This window comes from Streptomyces sp. NPDC060035 (genome assembly GCF_042736635.1).
Taxonomy (GTDB): Bacteria; Actinomycetota; Actinomycetes; order Streptomycetales; family Streptomycetaceae; genus Streptomyces.
This window is the reverse complement of record NZ_JBHWVO010000007.1, coordinates 124,088-136,336: the sequence shown is the minus strand read 5'-3', so window position 1 is coordinate 136,336 and position 12,249 is coordinate 124,088. Positions and strand designations below refer to the sequence as shown.

At 70.4% G+C, this 12,249-nt stretch carries 8 protein-coding genes; 6 read left to right on the top strand and 2 right to left on the bottom strand.

The window, feature by feature from the left end; all coding sequences use genetic code 11:
- Positions 1-15 precede the first annotated feature (15 nt).
- Positions 16-1,704 (bottom strand): MFS transporter, encoded by a 1,689-nt coding sequence (locus ACFWBQ_RS13725; protein WP_385487421.1) that lies wholly within the window; start codon positions 1,702-1,704, stop codon positions 16-18.
- A gap of 361 nt (positions 1,705-2,065) precedes the next feature.
- Between ACFWBQ_RS13725 and ACFWBQ_RS13720 the strand changes: the two genes are divergently transcribed.
- The 3 genes from ACFWBQ_RS13720 to mfd all read left to right on the top strand — a co-directional run bounded on the left by ACFWBQ_RS13720 (position 2,066) and on the right by mfd (position 9,171).
- Positions 2,066-2,854 (top strand): ABC transporter ATP-binding protein, encoded by a 789-nt coding sequence (locus ACFWBQ_RS13720; protein ID WP_385487419.1) that lies wholly within the window; start codon positions 2,066-2,068, stop codon positions 2,852-2,854.
- Positions 2,851-5,433, top strand: coding sequence for an ABC transporter permease (locus ACFWBQ_RS13715; protein ID WP_385487417.1), 2,583 nt, complete (start codon positions 2,851-2,853; stop codon positions 5,431-5,433). The genes ACFWBQ_RS13720 and ACFWBQ_RS13715 overlap by 4 nt, the downstream gene beginning before the upstream one ends.
- A 207-nt stretch (positions 5,434-5,640) precedes the next feature.
- Positions 5,641-9,171 (top strand): transcription-repair coupling factor, encoded by a 3,531-nt coding sequence (gene mfd / locus ACFWBQ_RS13710; RefSeq protein ID WP_385487415.1) that lies wholly within the window; start codon positions 5,641-5,643, stop codon positions 9,169-9,171.
- Here the strand turns inward: mfd and ACFWBQ_RS13705 are convergent.
- On the bottom strand, positions 9,149-9,742 hold the full coding sequence (locus ACFWBQ_RS13705) for a TetR/AcrR family transcriptional regulator (RefSeq protein WP_385487413.1): 594 nt from the start codon (positions 9,740-9,742) through the stop codon (positions 9,149-9,151). The genes mfd and ACFWBQ_RS13705 overlap by 23 nt on opposite strands.
- A gap of 105 nt (positions 9,743-9,847) precedes the next feature.
- Here ACFWBQ_RS13705 and ACFWBQ_RS13700 point away from each other — a divergent pair, with 105 nt between their 5' ends.
- From ACFWBQ_RS13700 to ACFWBQ_RS13690, 3 genes are all read left to right on the top strand, one after another.
- Positions 9,848-10,714: a hypothetical protein gene (locus ACFWBQ_RS13700; protein WP_385487411.1), complete on the top strand. Its 867-nt coding sequence runs from the start codon at positions 9,848-9,850 to the stop codon at positions 10,712-10,714.
- A 279-nt stretch (positions 10,715-10,993) separates the two neighbouring features.
- On the top strand, positions 10,994-11,347 hold the full coding sequence (locus tag ACFWBQ_RS13695) for an HNH endonuclease family protein (protein WP_385487409.1): 354 nt from the start codon (positions 10,994-10,996) through the stop codon (positions 11,345-11,347).
- 102 nt (positions 11,348-11,449) lie between these two features.
- Positions 11,450-12,226: an HNH endonuclease family protein gene (locus tag ACFWBQ_RS13690; RefSeq protein WP_385487407.1), complete on the top strand. Its 777-nt coding sequence runs from the start codon at positions 11,450-11,452 to the stop codon at positions 12,224-12,226.
- Positions 12,227-12,249: the final 23 nt, after the last annotated feature.

Sequence of the window (12,249 nt, the reverse complement as noted above, 5' to 3'; positions counted from 1 at the left end):
CGTGGTTCCCGCGGCTCAGCCCCTCGGGGCCGGGGCGGCGGTGTCCTCGTGCTCGGCCAGCACCGGGAAGCGGCGCGGGGCGACGAACACCACGACCAGCAGGGCCAGTCCGGCCGCCACGGCCGCGCCGGTGAAGACGTGGTCGGTGGCGGTGTCGACGGCGCGGCGCAGGTAGTCGGTCGCCGCGGCGGTCAGCGCGCCCGGATCCTCCAGGGCGTGAGAGATGCCGTCGAGGTCGCCGGGGAGGCCGGTGACGGGGGCGTCAGCCAGCCGGGAGGCGAGTGCCGCATTGGCCACCGCCCCGAAGAGTGCGGCCCCCAGGCTCTGTCCGACCTGGCGGCAGAACAGTACGGACGCCGTCGTCGTACCCCGCTCGGACCAGCCGACCGTGGACTGGACCCCGACGATCAGCGGGAGCTGGAAGAGGCCGAGTGCCGCGCCGAGCAGCAGCATGAGCAGGGCGGGGTGCCAGGCGGACCCGGGGAAGGGCAGCAGCGGGAAGGCGATCAGGACCAGCATGGCACCGGTCATACCCGTGATCGCTGTGCGCCGGAAGCCGATCCGGTTGTAGACCCGGTCGGCGAGCGCCGCGGACACGGGCCAGCTCAGCGTCATGACGGAGAGGACGAAACCGGCGGCGATCGGACCGAGGCCGAGGACCGACTGGGCGTACGTCGGGAGGAAGACGGTCGGCGCGACCATCAGCAGCCCCATCGCGCCGAGGGCCAGGTTGACCGAGGCGATGGTGCGGCGCCGCCAGACCCAGCCGGGAATGACGGGTTCGTCGGCGCGCCGCTCGATGACGACGGTCAGGACGGCCAGCGCGGCGCTTGCTCCCAGCAGACCCAGCGAGGGGGCGGAGAGCCATGGCCAGGCGACCCCTCCCTGTACGAGTGCGGTCAGCAGGAGCGCGCCGGTGGCGAAGACGGCGAGGGCGCCCGCCCAGTCGATGCGGGGACGGGTGGCGGGGCGCGGCCGGGCCGGTTCGTGGAGGTGGCGGACCACCAGCCAGAGAGCGACCGCGCCGACCGGCAGATTGATGAGGAAGATCCAGCGCCAGTCGGCGTACGTGGCGAGCAGCCCGCCGACCGCCGGGCCGGCGACGGCCGATGTGGCCCAGACGGTCGACAGCTTGGCCTGGATCTTCGGGCGGTCCTTGAGCGGGTAGAGGTCGGCGGCGATGGTCTGCACGGTGCCCTGGAGCGCACCGCCTCCGAGGCCCTGGACGACGCGGAAGGCGATCAGAGCGGCCATGCTCCAGGCTGCGGCGCAGAGGAGGGAGCCGCCCAGGAAGAGGATGATGCCGGCGACCAGGACCGGCTTGCGGCCGAAGGTGTCGGAGAGCTTTCCGTACACCGGCAGGGTGACGGTCACGGCGAGGAGGTAGCCGGAGAAGAGCCACGAGAAGACGGCGAAGCCGCCGAGATCGCCGACGATCTGCGGGACGGCGGTCGCGACGATGGTGCCGTCGATGGCGGCCAGGCCCATCCCGAGCATGAGTGCGGCGGCCACCGGACGACGGCTGCGGGTGGTCGCCTCTCCGGCCGCCGCCCCGGGGCCGGTTGCTGCTGACGGACCGACGCCGGTGCCGGCCGTGCCGCCCGCGCTGCCGGTGCCGCCCGTGGCGCAGGTGCCGTCCGGGCTGCCCGTGCCGTCGGCGCCGCCCGGGCCGGCCGTGCTGTCCGCGCTGCCCGTGCCGCCCACAGGGTTCCCTTTCCCTATGCATCTATTTTCCGGGGACACTGTCTCACCGCCGGAGGCCGGGCGGCAGGAGGCGGCCGAGGGATGAGATCCCCTACCCAGGTCTCACTCCAGGGGCTGAGACCCCTAGGGGGAGCTCCGTACTTCTGCCCAGGGGTCGTTCCTCCCGGCGGAGGACGTGCGACGCAGGCCCCGTTCCTTACCGTGTTCTTACACCGCGATTGCGGCTGACCGCAGAGGGCGGGGTGGGGAAAACCCCACCTGAAGACTGCACCGGGCCCCAGCGCGCCGGACCCCCTCCGCACACGAGACTCGGAACGTACACAGAGACGTCCAGGTATCGACCGACAAGAGGAGAAAAACCGTGACAACGGCTGTAAGCATTCCCAGGCACGGGGGCACTGGAGGGCGTACGGCCGTCGCTGCGCGAGCGCGGCAGGTCGTCAAGGCGTACGGCGCGGGGGAGACCCGGGTCGTCGCGCTCGATCATGTCGATGTGGACATCGCTCGCGGGCAGTTCACGGCGATCATGGGTCCGTCCGGCTCCGGCAAGTCGACCCTGATGCACTGCCTGGCCGGTCTGGACACCGTGACCTCGGGCGAGATCCACCTCGCCGACATCGAGATCACCAAGCTCAAGGACAAGAAGCTCACGCAGCTGCGCCGGGACCGGATCGGCTTCATCTTCCAGGCGTTCAACCTGCTTCCGACGCTCAACGCGATCGAGAACATCACGCTGCCGATGGACATCGCGGGCCGTAAGCCCGACGCCGGCTGGCTGCAGCAGGTCGTGGAGACCGTCGGTCTCGCCGAGCGGCTGAAGCACCGGCCGACACAGCTCTCCGGTGGTCAGCAGCAGCGTGTGGCCGTGGCCCGCGCCCTGGCCGCCCGTCCCGACATCATCTTCGGCGACGAGCCCACCGGGAACCTGGACTCGCGGGCCGGTGCCGAGGTGCTGTCCTTCCTGCGCAGGTCGGTGGACGAGCTGGGCCAGACCATCGTCATGGTCACCCACGACCCGGTGGCCGCGTCCTACGCGGACCGGGTGCTGTACCTCGCGGACGGGTCCATCGTCGACGAGATGCAGAACCCGACGGCCGACCAGGTCCTGGACCGGATGAAGGACTTCGACGCGCGCGGGCGGACGTCATGACCGTCTGGAAGACCTCCACGCGCAACTTCCTTGCGCACAAGGGACGGATGGCTCTCTCCGCCGTCGCCGTCCTGCTGTCGGTGGCGTTCGTGTGCGGCACGCTCGTCTTCACCGACACGATGAACACCACCTTCGACAAGCTGTTCGCGGCGTCGTCGGCCGATGTCACCGTCAGCCCGAAGGCTGCCGAGGGCGCCGACGAGCTGCCGGAGAACGGCCGGCCCGAAGCGCTGCCCGCCTCCGTCCTCGCACAGGTCGAGAAGGCCGACGGGGTGAAGGAGGCCGAGGGCGGAGTCATGAGCATGTCCGTCACGGTCGTCGACAGCCACAACAAGAACATGGGCTCCGAGACCGGCGCCCCGACGATCGCCGGCAACTGGACGCGGAACGACCTGCGTTCCATGGAGATCACCTCCGGCCACGCACCGCGCGGCCCGACCGAGGTCATGGTCGACGCCGACACCGCCGAGAAGCACCACCTGAAGATCGGTGACGAGCTGCGGACCGTCGCCGTCACCGGTGACATCGAGGCGAGGATCAGCGGCATCACCGCCTTCACCGTGACCAACCCGGGTGCGGCCGTCGTCTACTTCGACACGGCCACCGCCCAGCAGAAGCTGCTCGGCAAGCCCGGTGTCTTCACCCACATCTCCGTCCAGGCCGAACCCGGCGTCGACGACAAGCAGCTGAAGAAGAACGTCGCCTCGGCCCTGGGCGACCCGGGTACGTACAAGCTGCAGACCCAGGACGAGTCCGCCGCGGCCAACAAGGACTCCATGGGGTCTTTCCTCGACGTCATGAAGTACGCGATGCTGGGCTTCGCCGGGATCGCCTTCCTCGTCGGCATCTTCCTGATCGTCAACACCTTCTCGATGCTGGTCGCCCAGCGCACCCGTGAGATCGGCCTGATGCGGGCCATCGGTTCCAGCCGCAAGCAGGTCAACCGGTCCGTGCTGGTGGAGGCGGTACTGCTCGGCATCGTCGGATCGGTCCTCGGCGTGGGCGCCGGGGTGGGCCTGGCCGTCGGGCTGATGAAGCTCATGAGCGCCATGGGCATGGAGCTGTCCACGAGGGACCTCACCATCGCCTGGACGACTCCGGTCATCGGGCTCGCGCTCGGCGTCGTCGTGACCGTCCTCGCCGCCTACATCCCGGCCCGCCGGGCCGGCAAGGTCTCCCCGATGGCGGCCCTGCGTGACGCCGGGACCCCGGCGGACGCGAAGTCGGGCTGGATCCGGGCCGGAATCGGCCTGGTCCTCACCGGTGCGGGCGCTGCGGCCCTGTGGGCGACGACGCAGGCGGACAAGGCGAGCGAGGGTTCGATCTTCCTCGGCCTCGGTGTGGTCCTCACCCTCATCGGCTTCATCGTGATCGGCCCGCTGCTGGCCGGGGTGGTGGTGCGGGCGCTCAGCGTCGTCGTACTGCGGCTGTTCGGCCCGGTCGGCCGGCTGGCGGAGCGCAATGCGCTGCGCAACCCGCGGCGTACGGGAGCGACCGGAGCGGCACTGATGATCGGTCTGGCCCTGGTGGCCTGCCTCTCGGTCGTGGGCTCGTCCATGGTCGCCTCGGCCACCGAGGAACTGGACAAGTCGGTCGGCACGGACTTCATCGTCCAGTCGAGCACCGGCCAGCTGGTCGTGCCGCAGGCGGCGGAGGCCATCAAGAAGGTCCCCGGCATCGAGCACGTCACCGACTACAGGTCCGTCAGCGCGAAGCTCACCTCCCCCGACGGAAAGACGGAGGACGAGGGCGTCGTCGCCGCCGACCCGACGTACCAGGAGGACCTGCGGCGCATCACGGTCGCCGGTGATCTCGGCGACGCGTACGGCAAGAACGCCATGTCGGTCGGCGACGACTACGCCGTCCGGCACGGGATCGAGGTCGGGGACGAGATCACGGTCGCGTTCAAGGCCGGCGATACGGCGAAGCTGAAGGTTGCCGCGATCACCTCGGACGAGACGAACGTGGACAAGGGCGCGATGTACACCAACATCACGACCGTCGAGCAGTACCTTCCCGCCGACCGGATGCCCGAGAACATGATCATGTTCGCCACGGCGCAGGACGGCAAGGAGAAGGAGGCGTACGCGGCCCTCAAGAGCGCGCTCGCCGAGTACCCGCAGTACAAGGTGCAGAACCAGGCCGACTTCAAGCAGGACCTGAAGGACCAGATCGGCCAGCTGCTGAACATCGTGTACGGCCTGCTCGCCCTGGCGATCATCGTCGCGGTGCTCGGTGTGGTGAACACCCTGGCCCTGTCGGTGGTCGAGCGGACCCGCGAGATCGGTCTGATGCGGGCGATCGGTCTCTCCCGCCGCCAGCTGCGGCGCATGATCCGGCTGGAGTCCGTGGTCATCGCCCTGTTCGGCGCCCTGCTCGGGCTCGGCCTGGGCATGGGCTGGGGCACCTCGGCCCAGAAGCTGCTGGCCCTGGAGGGGCTCGGCGTCCTGGAGATCCCGTGGCCGACGATCCTCACGGTGTTCGTCGCCTCGGCCTTCGTCGGACTGTTCGCCGCGCTGGTCCCCGCTTTCCGGGCCGGCCGTATGAACGTCCTGAACGCGATCGCCACCGACGGGTGAGGGTGCTCGTCGTAGGATGACTGATCCGGCCCCGGGGCGTTCCTCCAAACGCCCCGGGGCCGGATCCGTGTCCGTGTGACGGTGGCCGGGACCCTGCGTTGCGGGAGCGGCTGTCACACCGGAGTCGTACGCTGGAAGCCCCGGCCCGTCCTACGTGTCGGGCCCTTCGCGTTGCTCACTCCTCGCCCCACCGGACGGAATGCCTTCATGAGCCTGCACGGTCTGCTGGACGTCGTCGTCACCGATCCGGCGCTCTCCGAAGCGGTGAAGGCCGCCACCGACGGCCACCGGACCCATGTCGACCTGGTCGGCCCGCCCGCCGCCCGCCCCTTCGCGGTGGCCGCGCTGGCCCGTGAGGCGGGGCGGACGGTGCTCGCCGTCACCGCGACGGGGCGCGAGGCCGAGGACCTGGCAGCGGCGCTGCGTACCCTGCTGCCCCCGGACACCGTCGCGGAGTTCCCGTCCTGGGAGACCCTCCCGCACGAGCGGCTCTCGCCGCGCTCGGACACCGTGGGCCGCCGCCTGGCCGTGTTGCGGCGCCTGGCCCACCCGCGGCAGGACGACCCGGAGACCGGCCCGGTCAGTGTGGTGGTCGCGCCGATCCGCTCGGTGCTCCAGCCGCAGGTCAAGGGGCTCGGCGACCTGGAGCCGGTGGCGCTGGCCGGCGGGCAGAGTGCCGATCTGGGCGAGGTCGTGGACGCGCTCGCCGCGGCAGCGTACTCCCGGGTCGAACTGGTCGAGAAGCGCGGCGAATTCGCCGTACGCGGCGGCATCCTGGATGTCTTCCCGCCGACCGAGGAGCACCCCCTTCGGGTGGAGTTCTGGGGCGACGACGTCGAGGAGATCCGCTACTTCAAGATCGCCGACCAGCGGTCGCTGGAGGTCGCAGAGCACGGGCTGTGGGCGCCGCCCTGCCGCGAGCTGCTGCTCACCGAGGACGTGCGGAGCAGGGCCGCGGCCCTCGCGGAGGCCCATCCCGAGCTGGGTGAGCTGCTGGGCAAGATCGCCGAGGGGATCGCCGTCGAGGGCATGGAATCTCTCGCACCGGTGCTCGTCGACGAGATGGAACTGCTTCTGGACGTCCTGCCCAAGGGCTCGATGGCGCTGGTCTGCGACCCGGAGCGGGTGCGGACCAGGGCGGCCGATCTGGTCGCCACCAGCCAGGAGTTCCTCCAGGCGTCCTGGGCGGCCACCGCGGGTGGCGGCGAGGCCCCGATCGATGTCGGCGCGGCCTCCCTGCGGGGCATCGCCGATGTCCGTGACCACGCCCGTGAGCTGGGCATGATGTGGTGGTCGGTCTCCCCGTTCGCGGCGGACGACGAGCTGGACGACGACACCCTGAAGCTCGGGATGCGTGCCCCCGAGGCGTACCGGGGCGACACCGCCCGTGCGCTCGCCGACACCAAGGGCTGGCTCGCCGACGGCTGGCGCACGGTGTACGTCACCGAGGGGCAGGGGCCCGCCTCCCGCACCGTCGAGGTGCTCGGCGGTGAGGGCATCGCGGCCCGCCTCGACCAGGATCTGAAAGAAGTCACGCCGTCGCTCGTCCACGTCTCCTGCGGGGCCATCGACCACGGCTTCGTCGATACGGGCCTGAAGCTGGCCGTGCTGACGGAGACGGATCTGACCGGGCAGCGCACGGCCAGCAAGGATCTGGGGCGCATGCCGGCCCGGCGCCGCAAGTCCGTCGATCCGCTGACCCTCCAGGCGGGCGACTACATCGTCCACGAGCAGCACGGCGTCGGCCGCTACGTCGAGATGGTGCAGCGCACCGTGCAGGGCGCGACCCGCGAGTACCTCCTGGTCGAGTACGCCCCCGCCAAGCGCGGCCAGCCCGGCGACCGCCTCTACATTCCCACCGACCAGCTGGAGCAGGTCACGAAGTACGTCGGTGGCGAGGCACCCACCCTGCACCGGCTCGGCGGCGCCGACTGGACCAAGACCAAGCAGCGGGCCAAGAAGGCGGTCAAGGAGATCGCCGCCGACCTGATCAAGCTGTACTCCGCGCGGATGGCGGCCCCGGGGCACGCCTTCGGCCCGGACACGCCCTGGCAGCGCGAGCTGGAGGACGCCTTCCCGTACGCGGAGACACCCGATCAGCTGTCCACGATCGCCGAGGTCAAGGAGGACATGGAGAAGTCCGTCCCCATGGACCGGCTGGTCTGCGGCGACGTCGGCTACGGCAAGACGGAGATCGCGGTACGCGCGGCGTTCAAGGCGGTCCAGGACGGCAAGCAGGTCGCCGTCCTCGTACCGACGACGCTCCTGGTCCAGCAGCACTTCGGTACGTTCACCGAGCGGTACGCCCAGTTCCCCGTCAACGTACGGGCGCTGAGCCGCTTCCAGTCGGACACCGAGTCGAAGGCGACACTGGAGGGGCTGCGCGAGGGGTCCGTGGACCTGGTCATCGGCACGCACCGGCTGTTCTCGTCGGAGACGAAGTTCAAGGACCTGGGCCTGGTCATCGTCGACGAGGAGCAGCGCTTCGGCGTCGAGCACAAGGAGCAGCTGAAGAAGCTCCGCGCCAACGTCGACGTCCTCACCATGTCCGCGACACCCATTCCCCGTACGCTCGAAATGGCCGTCACCGGCATCCGCGAGATGTCGACGATCACGACGCCCCCGGAGGAGCGGCATCCCGTCCTCACCTTCGTCGGACCGTACGAGGAGAAGCAGATCGGCGCGGCCGTCCGGCGTGAACTCCTGCGTGAGGGCCAGGTCTTCTACATCCACAACCGGGTCGAGTCCATCGACCGGGCGGCGGCCAGGCTGCGCGAGATCGTGCCGGAGGCCCGGATCGCGACGGCCCACGGCCAGATGGGCGAGAGTGCGCTGGAGCAGGTCGTCGTCGACTTCTGGGAGAAGAAGTTCGACGTGCTCGTCTCCACGACGATCGTCGAGTCCGGCATCGACATCTCCAACGCCAACACGCTGATCGTGGAGCGCGGTGACAACTTCGGTCTGTCCCAGCTGCACCAGCTGCGCGGCCGGGTCGGCCGGGGCAGGGACCGGGGCTACTCCTACTTCCTGTATCCGCCCGAGAAGCCGCTCACCGAGACCGCCCACGAGCGGCTGGCGACCATCGCCCAGCACACGGAGATGGGCGCGGGCATGTACGTGGCCATGAAGGACCTCGAGATCCGTGGCGCCGGAAACATGCTGGGCGGTGAGCAGTCCGGCCATATCGCGGGGGTCGGCTTCGACCTGTACATCCGGATGGTCGGCGAGGCGGTGGCCGACTACCGGGCTGCCGTCGACGGCAGGGTCGAGGAGGAGCCGCCGCTGGAGGTCAAGATCGAGCTCCCGGTCGACGCTCACGTCCCGCACGACTACGCCCCGGGGGAGCGGCTGCGCCTCCAGGCGTACCGATCCATCGCCTCCGCGAACACCGAGGACGACATCAGGGCGGTCCGTGAGGAGCTCACCGACCGCTACGGGAAGCTGCCCGAGCCGGTGGAGAACCTCCTGCTGGTGGCAGGCCTGCGCATGCTGGCCCGCGCCTGCGGGGTGGGCGAGATCGTGCTGCAGGGCGCGAACATCCGGTTCGCCCCGGTGGAACTGCGCGAGTCGCAGGAGCTGCGGCTGAAGCGGCTGCACCCGAAGACGGTCATCAAGCCGGCCGCCCACCAGATCCTGGTGCCGCGCCCGACGGCGGGCCGGATCGGCGGGAAGCCGGTGGTGGGGCGCGAACTGCTTTCGTGGACCGGGGAGTTCCTCACGACGATTCTTGGGTCGTAGCCGGGGTCTGCGGCCTGAAGAGCAGACCGGTGAGCGTCCGGAACACCTCCCCGGGGTCCCGGCCGTCCACCGGTCCTTCCAGGTTGCCGCTCAGCAGCAGGGTGGCGAAGCCGTGGGCGAGGGACCATGCGGCGATGCCCGCGAGCCGGTCGTCGCCGCCGCGCCCGGCTTCGGGAAGGTCGCTGATCCCGGCGCGGAGGGCTTCGGTGGCGCGGGCCTTCGCGGTGAGCAGCCCGGGGTCGTCGGCGTGGTGCAGCTCGGGGCGGAACATCACCTGGAAGTGCGCGGGGTGCCCGGCGGCGAACCGTACGTAGGCCACGCCCCGCTCCCGTAGGTCCGGTGCGGCGGCGAGGGTGTCGGCGAACAGCGTGTACCCCTCGGTGGCGATGGCGGTGAGCAGGCCCGTCCGGTCCTTGAAGTGGTGGGCCGGGGCGGCGTGCGAGACACCGGCCCGGCGGGCCAGATCGCGCAGGCTCAGGGCGTCGGGGCCGTCGGAGGCGATGACGTCGAGGGCGGCTGTGAGGACGGCGCGCCGCAGGTCGCCGTGGTGGTAGGTGCGCTCACTGGTCATGGTCAGCACAGTACGCCGTATCTAGTCATTGACAAGTTCCTCGGGGAGGAGCAGGCTGGGAATCTAGTCAGTGACAAGATGAGCCGTTCTGCGGAAGGCGGAGACATGTCCGACGAGCTGGGTCGCGTACGACAGATGTGGCACCTGCTGGAGCCCCTGCACGCCGTCCTCTACTACGCACCGGAATCCTTCGAGGAGGCCGCCGCGCTCGGCCACACCGTCGACGAGCGCTGGCCCAGCTACTTCGCCTGGCGCGCGGCGCCGCTGGGGGCGGTGGACGAGGACCGGGTGACTGCCACGTTCTACAGCTTCAGCCCCGCGATGACCGGAAGGTACGTCCCGGCCGGCTGGTCCGTGGCCGCTCCGGAGGCGGTGCTCGCGGCCCGGACGAGGGCGGTCGACCGGGCGTACCGTGCCCTGTTCGGCGACCGGGTGCACGGCCCGGAGTTCGCCGAGGCAGCCGTGCTGGCGCGGCGCGCGGCGCTGGCCGCGGACGTCACGGGCCGCCCCCTGGCCGAGGCCAACGCCGCTCTGCCCTGGCCGGACGCGCCGCATCTGGTGCTCTGGCAGGCCGCGACGGTCCTGCGGGAGCACCGGGGGGACGGCCACCTCGCGGCGCTCGTCGGGGCCGGCCTCGATCCGGTCGAGTCGCTGGTCTCCTTCGCGGCCGTCGGTGCGGCCCGCCCGGAGGTGTTCGCGAGCCGGGGATGGAGCGGGGAGGAGTGGGCGGCCGGGCGGCAACGGCTGGCGGAGCGCGGACTGCTGGAATCGGACGGGACGGCGACGGAGGCCGGGCGGGCCCTGCGCGCGCAGGTGGAACGGCGCACGGACGAACAGGCGTCCGCGCCCTGGGAGGTGCTCGAACCCAAGGAGCGGGAGCGGCTCGTGGAGCTGCTGGGGCCGCTGTGGGTGGAGGTGCTCGGCTCGGGGCTGCTGCCGTCGGAGACGACGCTGGGCATCGGCAAGGTGTGAGACCGGACGGGGCGGGTCGCCGCTGGACGCGGGAGCCCGGCACGGCGAAGTCCCGGTCGGTAGCCCGGTTGGAGCACAGCCCGCTGCTGGTGGCGGATCCGCGCCGGGCGCCTACTCTGGACCGCTGTGATATCTCATCGTGCAGCAAGCCTTCGAAACCGCCTGCTCCCACTCGCGGCGGTGACCCTGACGGGCTCGCTCGCCCTGGCCGGGTGTGATGTCGGGAGCCTTCCTTCCGAACCTCCGTCCCGCACCGCGCCGGCCCCGGGCGGAACGGCGATGCAGGCCGTCGAGGGCCTCACCGTGAAGGGGCGTGCCCCCAGGACCGGTTACGACCGGGACGAGTTCGGCTCGGCCTGGCTGGACACCGACCGGAACGGCTGCGGAACACGTGACGACATCCTCGCGGACCAGCTGGGCGAAGTCTCCCGTGCGGCCGACGGGTGCAAGGTGCTGCGCGGGGTGCTCGATCCCGACCCGTACACGGGGACGCGCATCACGTACGAACGCGGGCGCAGCAAGGTCGACATAGACCATCTCGTCGCCCTGTCCGACGCCTGGCAGAAGGGCGCGCGGCAGTGGAGCGACAGCAAGCGGCGCGCCTTCGCGAACGATCTTATGTTGGCGGCGTAGATGTCTCACGGTGATGTGTCTCAGGGGCGGGGTGGCCGAGTGTCCAGGTGGTGTCTCACGCGAGGCGATGCTTCGCCTGACGGCCGATGGAGGGGATCTGGCATGAGAGGGCGAACGGTTCGGGTAACTCGTGGGCGTGCGGTCGGTGCTGTACTGGTTCTCGGGGTGGCCTTGGCGGGCTGCGCGGGAGGCGGCCTGCCCGGCGAGAGCGGCCCGTTGGACGAGGGCACGTCGGCCTCCGGGGGACAGGGAACCAGCCCCTTGGCGAACCCGGAGGGAACGAAACCGGGGCTGGCCGCGATCTCCTCCGAGGGGGACAGGGCGGAGGTGCGTGAGCTGATCTCCAGGTTGTCCACCAAGGGGCGGGGACCGAAGACGGGGTACGCCCGCGATGAGTTCGGCTATGCCTGGATGGACACGGCGGACGGTGTGCCGCTCGCCCGGAACGGCTGTGACACGCGGAACGACTTGCTGAAACTCAACGGTCGGAAGGTTGAGTTCCGTTCCGGTTCGGACTGCGTGGTCGTGTCGATGACTCTGTACGACCCGTATACGGGCAAGGACATCGCCTGGAAGAAGGCGAAGGCCACCGAGGTGCAGATAGACCACGTCGTGCCGCTGTCGTACGCCTGGCAGATGGGTGCAGCCCGCTGGAGCGAGGACAAGCGGCAGCGGCTGGCCAACGACGTGCTGAACCTTCTGCCGGTCTCGGGCTCCCTCAACGCATCCAAGAGCGACTCCGGACCGGCGTCCTGGCTGCCGCCGAACAAGGCGATTCGTTGCTCGTACGCCGTGCGGTTCACGCAGGTGGCCCTGAAGTATGACCTGCCTGTCACGGGCCCGGACAAGAGCATGATGCTGCGCCAATGTGGCGCGTGAGTCTGCTGTTCCTGGTGTTGAAG